Source organism: Acinetobacter higginsii (genome assembly GCF_000369845.1).
GTDB classification, from domain to species: domain Bacteria; phylum Pseudomonadota; class Gammaproteobacteria; order Pseudomonadales; family Moraxellaceae; genus Acinetobacter; species Acinetobacter higginsii.
This window is the reverse complement of record NZ_KB850211.1, coordinates 31,669-51,379: the sequence shown is the minus strand read 5'-3', so window position 1 is coordinate 51,379 and position 19,711 is coordinate 31,669. Positions and strand designations below refer to the sequence as shown.

At 40.4% G+C, this 19,711-nt stretch carries 17 protein-coding genes and 2 pseudogenes; 4 read left to right on the top strand and 15 right to left on the bottom strand.

From position 1 onward, the window contains the following. Positions 1-257 precede the first annotated feature (257 nt). Positions 258-737 (top strand): CHAP domain-containing protein, encoded by a 480-nt coding sequence (locus tag F885_RS19735; RefSeq protein ID WP_005184842.1) that lies wholly within the window; start codon positions 258-260, stop codon positions 735-737. A gap of 166 nt (positions 738-903) precedes the next feature. Here F885_RS19735 and F885_RS19740 read toward each other — a convergent pair whose 3' ends face one another. The 9 genes and pseudogenes from F885_RS19740 to F885_RS0119985 all read right to left on the bottom strand — a co-directional run. Next, positions 904-2,010: a DUF695 domain-containing protein gene (locus F885_RS19740; protein ID WP_005312136.1), complete on the bottom strand. Its 1,107-nt coding sequence runs from the start codon at positions 2,008-2,010 to the stop codon at positions 904-906. Between the two features lie 99 nt (positions 2,011-2,109). Continuing rightward, entirely contained in the window at positions 2,110-2,880 is a 771-nt protein-coding gene (locus F885_RS19745; protein ID WP_005312134.1) for a tRNA threonylcarbamoyladenosine dehydratase, read from the bottom strand. 61 nt (positions 2,881-2,941) lie between these two features. After that, positions 2,942-4,129, bottom strand: coding sequence for an MFS transporter (locus F885_RS19750; protein WP_005312132.1), 1,188 nt, complete (start codon positions 4,127-4,129; stop codon positions 2,942-2,944). Positions 4,130-4,239: 110 nt separating this feature from the next. Then, complete coding sequence (gene acnA / locus F885_RS19755; protein ID WP_005312130.1) at positions 4,240-6,996, bottom strand: aconitate hydratase AcnA; 2,757 nt, start codon at positions 6,994-6,996, stop codon at positions 4,240-4,242. 125 nt (positions 6,997-7,121) lie between these two features. Further along, complete coding sequence (locus tag F885_RS19760; protein WP_005312129.1) at positions 7,122-7,937, bottom strand: TatD family hydrolase; 816 nt, start codon at positions 7,935-7,937, stop codon at positions 7,122-7,124. Next, complete coding sequence (locus F885_RS19765) at positions 7,937-8,851, bottom strand: RsiV family protein (RefSeq protein WP_005312127.1); 915 nt, start codon at positions 8,849-8,851, stop codon at positions 7,937-7,939. Before F885_RS19765 ends, F885_RS19760 begins: the two co-directional genes overlap by 1 nt. Before the next feature lie 119 nt (positions 8,852-8,970). Further along, positions 8,971-9,798, bottom strand: a complete 828-nt coding sequence (locus F885_RS19770; protein WP_005312125.1) for a hypothetical protein — start codon at positions 9,796-9,798, stop codon at positions 8,971-8,973. A gap of 69 nt (positions 9,799-9,867) precedes the next feature. Then, positions 9,868-11,457, bottom strand: a complete 1,590-nt coding sequence (locus tag F885_RS19775) for a peptide chain release factor 3 (protein ID WP_005312123.1) — start codon at positions 11,455-11,457, stop codon at positions 9,868-9,870. Between the two features lie 296 nt (positions 11,458-11,753). Next, a pseudogene (locus F885_RS0119985) lies at positions 11,754-11,927 on the bottom strand (DDE-type integrase/transposase/recombinase); the annotation flags it as partial. Between F885_RS0119985 and F885_RS19780 the strand changes: the two are divergent. Then, positions 11,913-12,092, top strand: a pseudogene (locus F885_RS19780) (hypothetical protein); the annotation flags it as partial. The pseudogenes F885_RS0119985 and F885_RS19780 overlap by 15 nt on opposite strands. Positions 12,093-12,504: 412 nt before the next feature. On the opposite strand, the gene F885_RS19785 reads toward F885_RS19780, so the two are convergent. After that, the gene (locus F885_RS19785; protein WP_005206931.1) at positions 12,505-13,143 is read right to left on the bottom strand and encodes a glutathione S-transferase family protein; all 639 of its coding nucleotides are present in this window, start codon (positions 13,141-13,143) and stop codon (positions 12,505-12,507) included. Positions 13,144-13,159: 16 nt separating this feature from the next. Next, complete coding sequence (locus F885_RS19790; protein ID WP_005206929.1) at positions 13,160-14,179, bottom strand: NADP-dependent oxidoreductase; 1,020 nt, start codon at positions 14,177-14,179, stop codon at positions 13,160-13,162. Between the two features lie 143 nt (positions 14,180-14,322). Here F885_RS19790 and F885_RS19795 point away from each other — a divergent pair, with 143 nt between their 5' ends. Both F885_RS19795 and F885_RS19800 read left to right on the top strand, forming a co-directional pair. Further along, positions 14,323-14,931: a TetR/AcrR family transcriptional regulator gene (locus F885_RS19795; protein WP_005093648.1), complete on the top strand. Its 609-nt coding sequence runs from the start codon at positions 14,323-14,325 to the stop codon at positions 14,929-14,931. A 104-nt stretch (positions 14,932-15,035) separates the two neighbouring features. Continuing rightward, on the top strand, positions 15,036-15,266 hold the full coding sequence (locus F885_RS19800; RefSeq protein WP_005206927.1) for a hypothetical protein: 231 nt from the start codon (positions 15,036-15,038) through the stop codon (positions 15,264-15,266). A gap of 83 nt (positions 15,267-15,349) precedes the next feature. Here the strand turns inward: F885_RS19800 and F885_RS19805 are convergent, their stop codons facing one another. The 4 genes from F885_RS19805 to F885_RS19820 form a co-directional block, all read right to left on the bottom strand. Then, entirely contained in the window at positions 15,350-16,477 is a 1,128-nt protein-coding gene (locus F885_RS19805; RefSeq protein WP_005206923.1) for an alkene reductase, read from the bottom strand. Positions 16,478-16,679: 202 nt separating this feature from the next. Further along, entirely contained in the window at positions 16,680-17,357 is a 678-nt protein-coding gene (locus tag F885_RS19810) for a type 1 glutamine amidotransferase domain-containing protein (RefSeq protein WP_005206921.1), read from the bottom strand. 85 nt (positions 17,358-17,442) lie between these two features. Then, complete coding sequence (locus F885_RS19815; RefSeq protein WP_005206919.1) at positions 17,443-18,600, bottom strand: iron-containing alcohol dehydrogenase; 1,158 nt, start codon at positions 18,598-18,600, stop codon at positions 17,443-17,445. Positions 18,601-19,198: 598 nt separating this feature from the next. Further along, positions 19,199-19,501 carry a putative quinol monooxygenase gene (locus F885_RS19820; protein ID WP_000920558.1) on the bottom strand — a complete coding sequence of 101 codons (303 nt, stop codon included), beginning with the start codon at positions 19,499-19,501 and terminating at the stop codon, positions 19,199-19,201. Between the last annotated feature and the right edge of the window lie 210 nt (positions 19,502-19,711).

The window sequence follows — 19,711 nt, the reverse complement described above, 5'->3', positions numbered from 1 at the left end:
CATGCCAATATGTATATTTTTTAATCAAAAATGAAATATAATCTTACAAATCATTTTATCTAAACTAATCAACCAACAACTTACTGATAATGAAAAAGATTCTTAAATAGCAATTTAGCTAAGTGATCTGGATAACAGCTAAAATGTTATATTATTACGTTACATTTCAGTTTTTTTAAGATTTATCGCTTACTATGGGCGCCGTAATAAATTCTGGCACACGTTCAGTTGTTTTGAAAATGCGGTAGAGATTCACAATGATTTATGATGTACCTTCAGTTGATCACAGTATGATTCACCCACCTTCGCAACAGGTGGTTATTCCTTATCGAGAAATGCCGAAGGCTCCATCAGAGCCAGCCATTGATGTCAGTAAATTCTCTCAAAAGTTGGCTAAAAGAGCGTCTTATCGTAGCTCATCGCAATGTGCCAAATTTGTCAGAATCGCTTTACAGTCAGCAGGTGCTAAAATTGTACAGCACCCTGTTGCAGCATCAGACTGGGGACGCACCTTACAGCAAATTGGTTATCAGAAAATTAATCCTGAATTTAACAACCCACAACCTGGTGATATCTACATTATCCACCGCACTAAAAAGCATCGCTATGGGCACATTGCAGGCTTTACCGGTTCACAATGGGTGTCTGACTATAAGCAAACTAGCTATGATGTCTATAAAGATCCGAATGTGACGTATAGCTATTACCGCTTAGCACCACAGTATCCGCAGGCTTAACCTATGGTGAGTCATTATGAACTCACCAAACTTATATACCCAAGTAGCTCAATCGCTATGGACATAGTTCCTCTAGTCATCATAAAAATACTATTTGCATGAATTTGAGTAATAGCAGTTAGATAGCAATGATCTATTTACCTTAGCATTCAATTGATGACGCTTTTTATCTCCCAAATTTATTCAGACAACGCCAATATTTATCTTTGAAAAAACTAACATCAATTTCAAAATTATCTCTATTATTTTGAATAATTTGGTCAATTATCTTGGATGGTTTTCTAAAATCTTTACAAGCAAAGTATATCGTTCTTAAATTATTGCCAGTTTCTCGACCGATATTTAAATACCCTTCTACATCTTTTAACTCAGCCACTAATGTCTGCTCAATACTTTCAAGCAACTCATATTCATTTGATGGTGGCATACCGTTAAAATTTTCACCATCATAAGGTATTTCAATAATCATCAACCAAGGATGCGATGCTTTTTTATCCCACGCTAATAATGTACTATTCAACGTCGCAATAAGTGGCAAACCCTCATGGGTCTCCCCTTCTAAACTTATATATTCATCCTCATCTGTATTTGAGCGAGTCACTTTATCAAAACGAGAAATTTCACTGTTCTTTAAGGTTAAAATTTTCTTTAAATTTGCAATCGGCATTAATTCTTTTTCAGCATCTTGTCTGGATTGTACTGAAACTTGATCGAGTTTGGTTACCGAATCATATTCTCCTAAGTAATTGTCTAAGAAAATATAAACTCCTTGTAAAAATTCACTTTTTTGCGCTTCATTATATTCATCATGAACCACAAAGAGATCTATTTCATCTGGACATTCAGGGTGGTCTTTTAAGTAAAAAGATAAGGTGTCTTGACTAAATTCATAGTCATGCATGCCAATACAGGTCTGATGGATTTCACTAGCGGGTTTAAGGGCTGTAAATTTCCACCCTGTAATTTCAGGTGCTGCGGCAATAAGTTCTTCTACAAAGATAATATTTCGAATCACCCCATCTGGTGTCAATATCAGTTCAGCTGTGTGTTCATCGGCCATTCCTGCTAGGAAAAAAATTCCATCATGAACATTCACTAATTCAGTCCATAATTTATCAAAAAAACCTTCTTGGATTGCGTCTTGATTCTTTGCATTTAATATTTGATAAAACTCATGCTGATGCTTCTGAAACCATTGCCAAAACTCTGCATAACTATTTTGATTGTTTGATATAAGCTGTTCTGTATTGACTAAAGTATTTTTTACACTCATGTTGATTATTCTCTACTTTTTTATCTATCACTAATCAATTTAGCTCAATTGCCGTGGTTGTTAAATGCCTGTTAAATAAGGGCTGATCACCCTCAACAACTATTTGCTAATCTGCATACGATCCAACTTTTTCAGGACTTCAGCCACTGCCACCATGGCAAAGCTTGAAGTCACCACCACCGCCGAACCATATCCGCCACAGCGTAGACCCGCACTTGGGCAAACATCTGCGCTTGAAAATGGATTATCAATCGAATACACGCAAGTAATGCCGAATTTTTCTTTTGGCTTTTTACAGATGCCTTTGGAACGCAGTTGAGTTCGTAACTTTGCCAACATAGGGTCTTGTTCGGTTTTGGACAAATCTGCCACGCGAATCTTAAGTGGATCAAGCTTTCCACCTGCACCACCTGAAACGATCAGCGGAATTTTATTAAAACGACAATGTAGCATCAAAGCAAGTTTAGCTTTGACGTCATCAATACAATCCAAAACAATGCTTGGTACTGGATTTAAAATCTCTTTGACATTTTCAGGTGTCAGATAATCATCAATCACGTTTACTTTCATACGTGGATTAATTTGACGACAACGCTCTGCCATCACTTCGATTTTTTCTTGTCCGAGTGTCGAACTCATCGCTGGCAACTGACGGTTAATATTCGACGCTGCCACCACATCCATATCGACTAAGGTCAGCTCACCAAGCCCTGTCCGTGCCAATGCCTCAACAGCCCAACTGCCGACGCCACCAATCCCAATCACCATGACATGACTTTGTTCATAATGCGAAAATGCATTTTCTCCATAAATTTTGGCGACACCAGCAAAACGGCGCTCATATTCATCATTTACAGGAACATCGGTCATAACAGTCGTGGTCTATCTTTTAAATCAAAGCAGTATTTTACCGCGTTTAACTGGTTTTAGGTTAGCCCACTGAAACTTTACTTGATGGTTGATCTCGGCGAATTAAAATCACCAACAAGATAAAAACGATCAGGCTCATGCATAAAGCCAACAGGTTTGCATTGATCCATCCGAGGCTACTCAAAATCGGTGCAGGTAAAAATGCTCCCAAAGTCGCAAACAAAGCAATTCCTGTTTCATTGATACCTTGGACACGATGTTTTTGCTGCTCGTTAAGACCCGCTAACAAGGTTGATGCACCTGAATAAGCAAAATTCCAACCCACGCCTAGAACGATCAAGGCAACATTAATATAGATGCCGACCTGTCCAAACATTGGAATTAAAGACGATAACATCAACATAGCAAAACCAACATAAATCGTGGTATGCATTCCCCAGCGTTGAATCAGTTTCGACACAAAGAAAGATGGGATAAACATTGCCAGCACATGTAACTGAATCGAGATCGAAGCATAATGAAATGAGTGATGTTCCTTGAGATGCAAGGAGGACATAATCATCATGACATTCATAATATAGTAGGCAAATGCACCGCTGATCACCGCAGCGATAATCAAAGTGCTTGGCAGTTTGCGACGTTGAGTTGGTTCAATCAGCACTTGCTGTATCTGCTGGCGTTGGAATTTTTTGTTCCATAGATACAAGATCGGAGAAAGCAACAAGGCCAAGACACTAAAGATGAAATAGATCGCAGTGAAATCGGGTAAGCCTGCTACCTGTTGAAATTGAATTGCCAATATGGGTGCAATAATTGCTGCAATCACCCCACCAGAGATCACCATGGCTGTTGCCTTTGGAATCAAATCAGCGGCCAAACGATCAGAAGCAGCAAAGCGATAAAAATTCGCAGTTGAGATAAATAAACCCAATGAAAAATGGCTCAGGCACAATAAATAAAATTGTTGCTGCTGTAGAGCCAAATAACCGAGAACACCAGCAGAGAAAAGACAGATGCAACCAAACTGGAAAACCAGATGCCGCCCAAGCTTTTTCATTAGAAAAGAAAAAATAAAAGTGGTCAGTAGCATCGCTAAAAACTGCAAACCATATGAAACCGTAGCCAAAGCCTGAGTTGGCGCTAACTTTAACCCCACAATTGCAGCCACGGTAACAGACAGCACCGCAGCAATTAAGTTAAAGGCCTGTGCAACCAAGAGGTAATAAACATAGCGAGGTAACTGATTCAAAGCCTTTATCCAATTTAATCGGGCCTGATTACCTTAACGCTGAATGTTTGAAATTCAAACAAAAAAAGATGAAAGACCAGCTTTCATCTTTTTTTTAAGAGTGTGTTTCGTTATGCAGCAATCAGATTTCGTAATACATAATGCAAGATACCACCTGCTTTAAAATATTCCACCTCATTCAAGGTATCAATACGACATAACACTTTGAATTGGTCTTGACTACCATCTTCTCGTTCTACCTGAATATCCAAAGTTTGATGTGGTTGGATATCATCAGATAATCCATGAATCGACAGTACTTCACGGCCAGTGAGGTTCAAGGATTGACGTGTTTGCCCATCTATAAACTGCAATGGCAAGACGCCCATGCCGACCAGATTCGAACGATGAATCCGTTCAAAACTTTCAGCAATGACCGCTTTAACGCCTAAGAGATTGGTCCCTTTTGCCGCCCAGTCTCGTGACGAACCCGTTCCATATTCCTTACCTGCAATAATCACCAACGGTGTTTTCTGTTGCTGATACAGCATGGATGCATCATAGATCGCCAACTTTTCACCCGTTGGAATAAAGATGGTATTGCCACCTTCTTCACCATCCAGCATTTCATTCTTGATCCGGATATTGGCAAAAGTCCCGCGCATCATCACTTCATGATTACCACGTCGAGAACCATAAGAGTTGAAATCTTTCGGTTCAACTCCCTGCTGCTGTAAGTAGCGACCTGCCGGACTGTCTTTCTTGATATTCCCTGCTGGAGAGATATGATCGGTGGTGACTGAGTCGCCCAATACCGCCAAGATGCGCGCCTGTTCAATATTGCTAATGGCTTTCGGAGGCTGATTAATTTCCTCAAAAAATGGTGGATGGCGAATATAAGTCGAATTATCTTGCCACGCATAAGTTTGGCTTTGTGGAATCTGAATCGCCTGCCAAGTTGCATCGCCATCAAATACTGCTGCATATTCTTTATGGAACATGTCGGTATTCACTTTTTGCAGTACTTGATCAATTTCAAACTGACTTGGCCAAATGTCTTTCAAATAAACATCTTGTCCATCTTTGCCTTGTCCAATTGGTTGCGTGGTTAAATCAGTACGGATATTCCCCGCTAAACCATAAGCCACGACCAAAGGTGGAGACGCCAACCAGTTGGTTTTTACCAATGGATGGACACGTCCCTCAAAATTACGGTTACCTGAAAGCACCGAAGCCACATTCAGATCATGGCATTGAATTGCTTCTTCAATCGGTTCAGGTAAAGGCCCAGAGTTACCGATACAAGTGGTACAACCATAACCGACCAAGTTATAACCCAACTCATCCAAGTACGGTGTTAAGCCTGCCGCCGCTAAATAATCGGTCACCACTTTAGAACCCGGTGCCAATGAACTTTTCACCCACGGTTTACGTTGCAAACCTTTTTCAATGGCTTTTTTCGCCAGCAAACCTGCTGCCAGCATGACACTTGGATTGGAAGTGTTGGTACATGAGGTAATCGCGGAAATCACCACATCACCATGATTCAATGGATAAGATTTACCTTCAATGGTGCACGAAGGTTCTTCATGCGCTAAATTCGCTTTCTTGGCTTCAACAGCCGTACCTCCGCCGCCTTCATTCTCTAAACGTTCTTTGGCTTCTTTCGCAGGTTTTAAATTCAGCTCCATCAATGCATTAAATGTTTTCGGAACATCACCCAACAAAACCCGATCTTGTGGACGTTTTGGCCCAGCCAGACTGGCTTGTACGGTACTCATATCCAGACTCAAGGTATCGGTAAATACAGGTTCATCGCCTGCATGACGCCACAATCCTTGTTGTTTACTATAGGCTTCGACTAAATCTATGCGTTCTTGTTTACGACCAGTTAGGGCTAAATACCCCAATGTCACGTCATCAATCGGGAAGAAACCACAGGTTGCTCCATATTCAGGTGCCATATTTGCAATCGTGGCACGGTCAGCCAATGGTAAATCAGCCAAACCATCACCATAAAATTCAACGAATTTACCCACCACGCCTTTTTGACGCAGCATTTGGGTAATGGTCAGAACCAAATCGGTCGCAGTAATGCCTTCATTCAATTTGCCTGTGAGTTTGAATCCGATCACTTCTGGAATCAACATGGATACAGGCTGCCCGAGCATCGCTGCTTCGGCTTCAATACCACCCACACCCCAACCAAGTACACCAAGGCCATTGATCATGGTGGTATGTGAATCTGTTCCAACTAAGGTATCTGGAAAGGCAAAAACCTGACCTTCATCATCACCTAACCAGACCGCTTGCGCTAAGTATTCTAAATTGACTTGGTGGCAAATCCCTGTACCGGGTGGCACCACACTAAAATTATTAAATGCAGATTGTCCCCAACGCAGGAATTGATAACGCTCACCATTGCGTTGCATTTCAATTTCAACATTCTCGGCAAAGGCATTTTCATCAGCAAAATGATCAACCATCACCGAATGGTCAATGACCAGATCAACGGGTGACAAAGGATTAATCAGGTTAGGATCACCGCCTGCTTGAGACATTGCGGCACGCATCGCAGCCAGATCGACCACTGCTGGAACACCAGTGAAATCCTGCATTAACACCCGTGCAGGACGATATTGAATTTCCTGATCAGAACTTTTGGTTTTCTGCCAATCAACCAAGGCCTGAATATGCTCCACTTTTACACTTTTTTGATCTTCGAAACGGAGTAAATTTTCTAGCAAAACCTTTAAAGACTTTGGCAATTTATCAATATTGCCAAGTGTTTCAGCTGCTCGCGCTAAACTATAGATTTGATAGGATGTCGAACCGACGGTGAGTGTTTGTAATGCATTGAAACTATTGATTTTGCTATATCTGGCCATAAGGTTACCCTCCCAGTATTGGCTGGTTGTTTATTATCAAATTGTTCTTTTAATGTACCCCTGTTTAGAAAAGCATGTGTTCCCTTTTAGTATCTTATTTTTAACGAGATTATTTGCTTATTCTCTTAAAATTTAAGTCGCAACGCAGCCAATGAGTTTTTCCATAATTGTGCAGCCAGCTGCAACTCAGGCTGGTCAAGGGTCTGAGCCAAACTTTCCAGAACATAGGGTAGGTTGACTGGGGTATTACGTGTGCGATGCTCGGTTGAAGTTTGGCAACACAACGGCGTCATATCTGGACAATCTGTTTCAATCACCAAATTTTCACTGCCTATCGCTTGTACCACTTGATGCAGTTTTTTGGCATTTGGATTGGTGATTTGTCCTGTCACCCCAATTTTAAAGCCCAGTTTAACCAAGGTTTTGGCTTCTTCGACGCCACCACTAAACGCATGGGCAATGCCACCTAATTTGAATTTTTGTGTTTTTAAAATGGCAATGGTTTCTGCATGCGCCTTACGGATATGTAATAACACAGGCTTTTGATATTGAGTTGCCAATACAAGTTGCTCAATAAAATAATGTTGTTGCTTGGCAAACAGTTCGGGCTGTTTATGCTGTTTTAAAAAAGTATCTAAACCGATTTCACCTACAGCCACACAGTCATGCTGCTGTAAGACTTGCTCAAGCTGCTGTAAATGTTCTGGCTGATGTTGTTCGATATAAAATGGATGTAAGCCTGGCGCCAGATAAGAGATTGGCACCTTGCCCCAAGCCTGTAATTGTTGATGGGTATGAATCAGTTCATCAAATCTAGACTCAACAAAACCGATTAACACCAAAGCATCGACCCCAACCCGTTTTGCTTGCTCAGCCAGATGTTGCCGATCATGATCAAAATCGGCAACATCAAAATGGGTATGGGTATCGAACAGTTGCATTAACTTTGACTTGGCGTACTTGCAGCAGGCGTAGATGCTGCTGGCGTATCAATTTTTGGTAAATATTCAGGTTTTAAAACACCCTGCAATTCACTAAATGGAATCACTAACCGCGGTAAACCGACAACATAAGGACCAATCTCATATTCGCCATATTGCAGAATTAAACCCTGTTCACCCAATAAGAAATTATCGGTGACTTGGAATGGCCAAGCCTGTTCATATTCTTTCGGATCTGTTGCGAGTTTTGAATCGACAATCCACACTTTAAAAGCTTCATGCGCCAGTTTGTCTAAAGTTGCTTTTTGCTTCGGCAATAATAGGTCGTGCAATTGAATCTGTTTTTGGTTCGCTAAATCAAAGTTATAGTAACGTTGTGAGGTTGAACCATGCGCTCCCCCCAAATAACTGCTGCTATTCAACACTACGGTTGCTAGCTGGCCTTTCGGTTGTAAAATCTTTGGCTTAACCATCAAGCTGATCTGATGACTACTACTCAGTGCTTTTAACTCATCATCTATTTTAACAAAGGCATTGGCATAGGCTTGTGCCTGAGCATCTAAACCTGTTTTTTGCTCAGTCGTTTTTGGTATAGATGCTGCTGAAGCATCGGCATCAACGACATCGAGCATTTTACTCAGTTGATCGAGAATCTGCTGATCCAGTAACTGGTCAATGAATGGGAAATTACTTTGTAATCGTTCAACAGTAAAATCTGGACAGGTATTACCTTTACATTCAGGTAGCGTCACCTGTAGCTTCACCGTTTCACCACGCAAAATCGGTTCGGCAGCTTGCTGTGCCGCTGGTGGATCTGTCGGTTTATCCTGTGATTCTTTAGGTTCTGATTTCGGTTGGCAAGCAGCAAGTAGAATTGCACAAGCAAGCACGCTGTATTTAGCAATTGTTTTCATTTAAAACCTATCAGCATTGTTATTACACAAGATTTTTAAATGCTATCGAACTTCATACAAAACCGCTAGCAGTGCATGCAATTTCTATACGAATCTCAAAAATCTTGTACTCAATCTGATTAGAACATTTGCTGGTAAATTTCAGCTTGTAGCATCTGTTTACTTTGTTCAGTGCTGAGATAAATATCCAACTGTGGTGCATCCTTACTAATTTCGTTGGCACGATAATGTAATCCAATGCCCTCACCATCAAAGAACCAATCTGCCTGCCCCCAATACAATTTTTTCGGTAGCTGCTTTTTCACTTCTGAAGATTGCTTCTCAATCCATTGTTGGTAATGCGTCTGAATAATTTCGTTTAATGCATTTTGCTGATTCTTTTGAATCACGTCTAAGACGCTGACACTTTTTTGTAGCCTGCGATCTGCGACAAAGAAATAGAAACGATCTTTAACTGCAATATCCTCTTGCTGCGCATTTACCCCAACTTGCAACAATACATATTGATTTCGCTGTGAGGCAATTCGGGTATTTAAATGCAGTTCATAAGCCTTGTTTTTAGAATATTTATCCTGCCATTCATCCGATTTTTTTACATAGGCATTAATCGCTTGTTGCAAGGTTAGATTCTTATTTAACTCAATCTGCTGTTGAATCACGTTGGCCTGATTTTTCGCAATCCACGCATTCAGCCAATCATCTTGGGTTTTAATTGTTTGAATATCGACATCAATACAATTTTTCTTTTCACAAAATGGCAAAGCATAATCTGCCTTGGCTTCTTTCATATTTAAATAAGGTAGAACTTCGGCTTTTTCGGCAGACAAAGCTACTTGTTCTTTACTTTGAGCGGCACCAGTCTCATTTTTCTTAGGATGATCACATGCGGTTAAAGCCATCATTCCAATCAATACACTGACAGCAAAAAGTGGTTTTAAAGTGTTCATCACATCATCCTTTATTTTCTGATTATTCAATTAAAAACAGCCTCTAATTAGAAGCTGTTTTTGTCTATCTTAGTGTTCTCGTGTGTTACGGAACTGAATGTCTGGCCAACGCTCTTGCATCAACTGCAAGTTTACGCGACTTGGTGCAAGATAAGTTAAGTGGCCACCGCCATCAACTGAAAGTTGATCATGCGCTTTTTTCTTAAACTCATTCAGGATCTTTTCGTCATCACAATGCACCCAACGAACCGTATGTACACTGACAGGCTCATAAATACAGTCCACTTTATATTCTTCTTTTAAACGATAAGCGACCACATCAAACTGTAACACACCGACAGCACCGACAATCAGATCATTACTGATTTGTGGCATGAAGACCTGAGTTGCACCCTCTTCAGATAACTCTTTCAGACCTTTTTGCAATTGCTTCGATTTCAACGGATCTTTTAAGCGAACACGACGGAACATTTCAGGTGCGAAGTGTGGAATCCCTGTGAAATGAAGATTTTCACCGCTGGTAAAGGTATCACCGATCTGAATGGTACCGTGGTTATGCAAACCAATGATATCGCCCGGCCAAGCTTCTTCCAAATGCTCACGCTCGCCCGCAAGGAAAGTCAATGCATCACTGATACGGACATCTTTACCAATACGTACATGATTCATTTTCAAGCCTTTTTCATATTTACCTGAGCAAATACGCATAAAGGCAATACGGTCACGGTGTTTCGGGTCCATATTTGCCTGAATCTTAAACACGAAGCCTGTGAAGCCTTCTTCATTGGCATCCACAATACGTTCTTGCGTTGGATGTGCCTTCGGCTCTGGTGCCCAATTAATAAAGGTATCCAAGACATGGTCAACCGCAAAGTTACCCAATGCTGTACCGAACAATACAGGAGTTTGTTTACCTTGTAAGAATAACTCACGGTCTAATGGTTCATTTGCCATTTGCACCAATTCAAGTGATTCTTCAAAGGAAGCCCATGCCAACTCACCTACTTTTTCACGAATATCGGCATGGTCATAGCCATCACGAACTTCGATATCGGTAATGGTTGAGCCAAAACCTGCTTTATAGACATACAGTTTGTTTTCAAGCAAGTTATAAACACCTGCAAAATCACGTCCCATACCCAAAGGCCATGTGATTGGAACACAGCGAATATTCAGGACATTTTCAATTTCATCGAGCAACTCTAAAGGCTCACGAATCTCACGGTCCATTTTGTTCACAAATGAAATGATTGGTGTGTCGCGCATACGACACACTTCCATCAATTTAATGGTACGTTCTTCGACACCTTTTGCACCATCGATCACCATTAAGGCAGAGTCCACTGCGGTCAAGGTACGATAGGTATCTTCCGAGAAGTCTTCATGCCCCGGCGTATCGAGTAAGTTAATGGTGTGCTTTTTATAAGGGAACTGCATCACCGACGTGGTAATCGAGATACCACGTTCTTTTTCCATTTCCATCCAGTCAGACGTTGCAGAACGGTCAGACTTACGGCTTTTTACCATACCAGCAACCTGAATGGCCTTACCCCATAACAACAGTTTTTCTGTCATGGTGGTCTTACCCGCATCGGGGTGGGAAATGATGGCAAAGGTTCTACGAGCCTTTACTTCTCTAGCTAATTCATCTTTAAACATAAGAAAAATCTACAATATGTACACAGTTATGTACACATTTCTAAATATGTACTAAAACTGAAAAAGTGGGAATTCAAAATTGGCGTAATTGTAGCAGATTTAGAGTTGTATAGGCATAGGTGGAAATCCAGTGGCTTTTTTTTGGGGGGGGGAAACACCTAGTTTTATAAACTCAATTTATCTCTTTGCTTCGGACTTTTCGGCTTATCGGGAATTGATGTTTGCTGGATTAACAGGACACTCTTACTTAGGAGATTCTAGGCAGGCAACTTGTAAAAGTCCTCTGCCATTTGATTTGGTGCATTATTGTAGCAATCGCCTTTTTTACTCATCGAAGCCTGAAATCCATATTTTTCAATCATATTGCGATATTCATGGCTGCAATATTGGCTTCCTCTGTCCGAGTGAACGATTAATTTTCGAGATGGTTTATGATTGCCAACAGCCATGCTGAGAGCAGGGGTAATCAATTAAAAGACTCCATCAATCTTGGAGAATATTCTCCAGAGCTTGATGATAATGGTATTTATATTTTACCTGCTTCAGGTGAGTATGAAATTAGAGTATTACAACCTAGATCACAGGCAAGAAAAGATAAAAAACCTCAATACTGGATGAATATTAACATTAAATAAAGACTTGCTAGATTCTTTTAAGCTTTTATACAAGAGTTCAAAAACTATTGCCAGTTAAACGGGGCCTGATTTTTACGTATATGTGTTTATGTTAGTAAAATGATGTAGTTTACTTGTTTAAGACCCCGAGGAATAATTTAATCTTGCTGTGCGTTAGCCACGTTTCTTTCTTTCAAAAGTTGATTATATCTTTCAACGTAACCGTCACGATATTCAAGCTCTTTTGATAGGAATTTACAGTGGAAGAACAGGCGCAACTTGTCTTAAATAATGGTAATTCCTTATCTTTAAAATAGAGAACGCCCGATGAAATTCATTAGGCGTTTACTTAAATATGTGTCAGCTTATTTTATAACTAGCTGTACTTGACAATCACGATTCTTTTTCTCAATTGCCTTAAAAATCAATCTTGCTATTTTTGACTTTTCACACCATTTTGTTCAATTTGTACTGCGGCTTGCCAGCTAGGTAGTTGGCTTAAACCTGCTACATAACGTTGGATATGGGGATAATTTTCACCTTGTCCCATATGATAAACTAAAGCATGTAGTCCAAAGCCCATCATAAAGTCAGCACCGGTTAAACGGTCTGCCACTAGAAACTCTTTATCTTTTAAATATTCATTTAAATAGCTAAATACTTTATCGAACTCAACTTGGGTATAATTTTCTAGAAATACCAACTTCGTACCCTGCTTGGTTTCAATCGCATTAAACGTTTTTAATAAAAATGGCAGCATGGCAGAGCTTTCTGAGAAATGAATCCACTGTAGATAATCGACATAGGTAGGTTCATCCATATCAGGTCCTAAATGCGGCGCAAGTTTCTGAATTAATAACTCAACGATTGCGCCTGACTCTGCAATAACTTTGCCATCCCATTCCAATACTGGAGATTTCCCTAAAGGATGGATGGTTTTTAAAGAGTCAGGGGCCAAATGCGTGTTTGAGTCACGATAATAGCGTTTCAGCTCATAAGGCTGCTTGATTTCTTCAAGTAACCACAAAATGCGAAAAGAACGTGATTGATCTAAATGATGTAGTGTAATCATGATAATTCCTATTTTTTTAAATTTTTACAACGACTTTGCCAAAGTTTTCGCCTTTCAACATACCATTGAAAGCATTGATCGTGTTATCTAAACCTTGCACCATATGCTCTTTATATTTGATTTTTCCGTCTTTCAACCATTCAGACATTTGCTGATAGAATTCCGGATACTGACTGCCATAATCATCAAAAATAATAAAGCCTTGCATGCGAATACGTTTTTTTAAAAGGGTAGAAATAAAGCCCGGTAAACGGTCTGGCCCTTGTGCTTGCTCGGTAGCGTTATACTGGGAAACCACACCACACACCGGTACACGTGCCGCAGAGTTAAGCAATGGCCATACAGCATCAAACACTTTACCCCCCACATTCTCATAATAAATATCAATACCGTTGGGAGCTGCTTGTTGTAATTGTTCTGCAAAATTTTCATCATGATGATTGATACAAGCATTGAAGCCGAGTTCTTCTACTGCATAACGACATTTTTCAGCCCCACCTGCGACGCCAACCACGCGACAACCTTTAAGTTTGCCAATCTGTCCAACCGTAGCACCAACAGGTCCTGTTGCAGCTGCAACGACCAAAGTTTCACCAGCTTTAGGCTGGCCAATGTCCAACAACCCCATATAAGCAGTAAATCCTGGCATTCCCAAAATACCCAATGCCCAAGATGGATGTTCAGGTTGCATACCTAAGCTTTGACAGGCAGACCCATTAGAAATTGCGTAGCTCTGCCAGCCATTTCCGGAAAGAACCCACTCGCCTTCTTTAAATTTTGGGTTTTTAGAGGCCACCACTTGACTGACTGTTCCACCGACCATCACTTCGCCAATTTCAACCGGTGCTGCATATGAAGGAGCATCACTCATGCGACCACGCATATAAGGATCGAGTGACAAGTAAATGGTCTTTAACAATATCTCGCCTTGTTTAAGTTCATTGAGCTCAATTTGCTCAATACGAAAATCGCTGTGTTTTGGCTCACCCACTGGCCGTTTAGCTAAAACGATGCGTTGATTAATAACTGTTTTCACAAATATAACTCCATGTTTTATTTAGAAGTATTTCTCTTCACAATCAAAAATTATGATTAAAATTTCTTTACAACCATTGTAGATGAGTTATACTAAAAAACAATACGACTGGTCTATTTTTTACAATAGAGTAAATAATTAATATGAAGCCTAATCCTATTAAAAAGTCTGAAGCGAAACGCTTACACATTCTTAACACTAGTTCAGACCTGATTTTGCATAAAGGTTTTACCGGTGTAGGATTACAGGAAATTTTACAGAGCTGTGAGATCCCCAAAGGCTCGTTTTATCATTATTTCCAATCCAAGGAAGCTTTCGGATGTGAATTGGTACAGCATTATGTAGACAATTACCAAGTCCGTTTAAATGATGTATGGCGTAGCGATAAATCCCCTTATCAAAAGCTGATTGAGTATTTTAATTTATGGATAGAAGATCCTGAAACACAGTGTGGTTGGGCGGATAGCTGTTTAATTGTGAAACTTGCCGCAGAAGTTGCCGATCTATCTGAAGATATGCGCTCCATTATGTCCGCTGGCGTCGATGATGTAATCGAACGTATTGCTGGTTTAATTGATTTGGGAAAACAGGATCAGTCTATCCAAGCAGATACTGAGGCCTCGACGTTGGCACAAGTACTTTACCAAATGTGGTTAGGTGCAGCATTACTGAGTAAGTTGCAAAAAGATAAAACACCATTACATCAAGCTCTGAGAGCAACTAAATTTCTATTAAAAAGTGAAGATTCATAAAAATTAGATTAAATATCAATTACATAATTAATGACAGCAGCCCAATAATTACTTATTAATGTGTTGCTATTAGATCAATTTACAATCCATGAGTATAGCGCACAATGAATTCTCCTTCTAAAGCCCTCATGACTCGTATTTTAGTCGGATATTTAGGCTTATATCCCACACTATTACTGGTACTCACTTTATTAAAGCCAATTACTCAGCATCAAAGTTTCCCGATGATGGTGTTGATTGAAGTCATAGTATTAGTGCCAGTAACGCAACTGATTTCTTTCCCACTGGCAGGTTGGCTCATTACACAGCTAAAAAATTTTAAGAGCCTGTTTTAAGAAGAAATTGTGCTGGCAACAGCAATCCTAAGTCGTTATTTTGCCAACCACAAAGGTTGGCAAAATAACTCATTAAGTCAATATTAATCTGCGTAAGCTGGATAATCAATATAGCCTTTTTCCGTCCCACCATACATAGTGCTTGCATCTACTGCATTCAATGGCCAGCCATTGGCGATGCGATCGGGTAAATCTGGATTCGCAATAAATGGGCGTCCAAATGCAATTAAATCGGCCAGCCCTGCCTCTAAAATTCGAGTCCCTCTTTCTGCCGTATATCGACCTGCATAAATAATCCGACCACTGAAAGTGTCTCTGACATCTTTACGAAAATCATGAGGAAGTTCTGGTGCATTATCCCAATCAGCTTCTGCAATCGATAAATAGGCAATCCCAACTTCTTCAAGTATTTTTATGGCTTCAATATAAGTCACATGTGGATCATCTTCAACCAACCCCATGTAAACACGATCTTCCTCTGTACTTTCAAATAGCGGGGCAAAACGCACTCCTAAACGATCTGCACCAACCACCTCAGCAACTGCCTGTACTACTTCACGTAAAAAACGCAAACGATTGTTTAGTGATCCCCCATATTCATCTTCACGGTGGTTACTATGTGCAGAGATAAATTGATTTACCAAATAACCATTTGCACAATGAATTTCAACCCCATCAAAACCAGCAGCCAAGGCATTGCGTGCTGCTTGAGCATAGAGTTGCACTAATTCTTTAACCTCTGCATTGCTTAAAGCACGTGGCATGGAAGGATCAGCCAAGGCCCCCGCATTGGGCCCGGTCTCAATAAAGACTTTAACATTACTATCAGCCCCAATAGCCGAAGGCGCGACCGGTGATGCATGATTGGGTTGCAAAGATGTATGTGAAACACGCCCAACATGCCAAAGTTGTGCAAAAATAATGCCTCCTTTAGCATGCACTGCTTCCGTCACTTTACGCCATCCAGCAATCTGTTCAGGACTGTAAATACCGGGAGTCCAAGCATAGCCTTGACCACGTGGCTCGATTTGCGTACCTTCGGTGACCATAAATCCTGCCCCGGTACGCTGTTGATAATAGGTTGCCATCAATTCATTTGGAATATTCCCTGGCTGAGTACTGCGCGACCGCGTTAATGGTGGCAATACAATACGGTTTTGCAAAACATAAGGGCCTAAGTTTAAGTTTTGAAAAAGTTTGCTGGCTTTCATTTCATTGTATCCAAGTAATCATGACTAAATTGATCTAAATTAAAAAAATACCCTTCCTTCCTGTATATAGAAAATTAAAGGAAGGAAAGCTATTCACTCAGGCCCTTCACCATTAAGGGAGGGTTATTTTGCTTATTGCGTCAGTTGCTCAGCGTCAGAAGTTTATTCACTGCTAAGCACCACAACAGACACCAGCTACTCTTTATTTCAACAATTGAAGTAATGCTGAGGCAGTTGCAGCAGAAGATGCTGGATTTTGTCCAGTAACCAGCAAGCCATCAACTTGAACATATACTTGCCAATCATCTACTTTAGAATAATGACCACCGTTTTCTTTAAGCATGTCTTCAACTAAAAATGGTACAATTTCAGTCAAACCTACAGCGGCCTCCTCAGTATTGGTGAAACCAGTCACTAATTTACCGCTCACTAAAGGCGCTCCATTACTCGCTTTCACATGACGAAGAACACCCGGGGCATGACACACTGCTGCAACAGGTTTGCCAGACTGAATCGCCTGTTCAATCACAGAAATTGAAATCGGATCTTCTGCTAAATCCCACAATGGGCCATGCCCGCCTGGATAAAACACTGCATCATAATCAGCTACAGAGATTTCGCTAAGTTTATGCGTCTGTGCCAATGCTTGCATTGCAGTTGGATCTGCTTCAAAACGATGAGTGGTTTCAGTTTGTGCTTCTGCCAAATTACTTTTAGGATCTAGTGGTGGCTGCCCACCTTGAGGCGACGCCAGCGTAACTTCAGCACCAGAGTCAATAAAGGTGTAATACGGTGCAGCAAGTTCTTCTAGCCAGAAACCTGTTTTCTTACCCGTATTGCCAAGTTGATCATGTGAGGTTAAAACGATTAAAATTTTCATGTTATTTCTCCGATATTTTTCAGGATTGAGGAGCATTGTTGCATGATCACTTGTCGTGTAGCGTGACCATGACAGATACGCTTATTTAGATACTCGTCTCGAGAATTTGGCGACTGATCTCTAATGAAACAGTTTTATGTTCGCCTAGCTGTGTAAGATTGTGTGATTTAAGTTGCGTAATGATGATCTCAATATCCGTCTCCCCCAGTCCATAATCGCTAAGACGAGTCGGCAATCCAAGTTGCTCAAAGAAGGCTCGAGTACGAGCAATAGCAGTATCAATACGTTGTTCTTCATCACCTTCGACAATCTGCCAGACTCGAGCTGCATACTGTAGTAATTTTTCTCGCTTCTCTTGACGACGCACTTGTAGATTGGCCGGCAACACAATGGCCAAGGTACGAGCATGATCAATACCATGTAAAGCCGTGAGCTCATGCCCAATCAAATGGGTTGACCAATCTTGTGGTACACCAGCTCCAATTAGCCCATTCAGTGCCATGCTAGCAGCCCACATCAAATTCGCACGCGTGTCATAATCTGCTGAATCTTCCAAGATTTTCGGCCCAATCTCAATCAGAGTTTGCAATAGACCTTCGGCAAAACGATCTTGTACTTGTGCATTGACAGGGTAAGTTAAGTACTGTTCCATGACATGAATAAATGCATCAACCACGCCATTTGCTAACTGGCGCGTCGGCAAACTAAAAGTTTTATTCGGATCGAGTACGGAAAATTGCGGAAAAACATAGGGGCTGCTAAATGACAATTTGGCTTGGGTCGATTTTCTGGTGACTACCCCACCGCTATTCATTTCTGAACCAGTTGCTGGAAGGGTGAGTACACTCGCAAAGGGCAAAGCTTGAGTAATTTTAGTACCATGGGTTTCTAAAATCTCCCATGTATCCCCTGTATAATTGACTGCTGCTGCAATAAATTTAGTACCATCAATTACCGATCCACCACCGACAGCCATCAAGAAATCAATATTTTGTTCTCGAATCAGCTCTACAGCTTTCATGAGGGTTTCATAACTCGGATTCGGCTCAATTCCGCCAAATTCATGAATTTCTCTTGCACCTAATGCTTCACGCACTTCAGCTAAAGTACCATTCTTACGTGCACTTTCACCACCAAACAACATTAATACTTTTGCTTCTGTAGGCACATAGTCATTGATTTTAGCTATTGTATCGCCACCAAAAATAATGCGGGTCGGATTATAAAAGTTAAAATTCAGCATATTTTTATCCTAGGATGATCAGCTAATTGATTTGAAAAACCACCGTTATTCATCAAATAAACTTTAAAAAATTGGACAACATTGCGGCTTTTGACTGCACCATGTGCTAACTATACATAAAAATAGACCAGTCGTCTATTTTTATAAAAAATATCTCAGCTTGCCGACTTGTGTGATGGTTAAACAAATTCAGGCTTGTTCTATATCACTTTTATTATTGATGTATTTTCACGAGCGATAGTTGGATGGAAGGTATCATCACGTATGACTACTGATATGGTCGTGAACGCATTCGCTAAAGCAGTGAATGGCTCATACAAAATAGCAATAATTAAATATTTTAAAAGCAGATTGGCATGGTTTAAGAGATGTACAAATGCGACAGTAAATTAGATATATTGGTTCAATATAAAGCATGTATATCGGTGCATTCGTTTATTTACCCTGTTTTGGATATTGACCCATGTAAATGATGAGATTAAGCCATTAAATAAAGTAGCCCAACTTGAATAAAAAGCCTCTGACAAACCTCACAGGGTTGAAGTGCTGCCTTTCATTCAAAATTTCAGGCAGCACATTTATACATTTAAGCGTCGGTTTAAGCTGGTAGTTTACTTGCCAAAACATCTACTTTTTCAATAGACGGTGGCTCTGAAAATAGCTCTTCGGCCTGAGCCATCAACGCAGCTGCAACCTTGCCAGATAAATGTGCTTGGCGACCCGCCTCATCAGGAAATGCATCAAAAATACCAAATGTTGTAGGTCCAAGACGTAGGCCAAACCACGCAACTGTCGCAGGTTCTTCCATTACAATAGGTAAACCGGCTTTAAGGAAAGCTTCCACTTCGTCTTCTTTACCCGGTTTAGCTTCAAGACGGACATATAAAGCTGTTTTAAGCATGACTAAACTCCACTATTGATTAAAATTAAAACTCATTCTGACATTGCTAATGTATGCATGTCAGAAAGTTTTGTTGTACAAAAGTTAAAAACAATTTTCCATAGCTGAGCCAAAATCTGGGTGTTTATTTCGACATAATGCTATGAATTTATTCAAGTTAATATCATTAACATTTGAATCAAAAAATATTGCTCAAGAAGCATTCAAGAA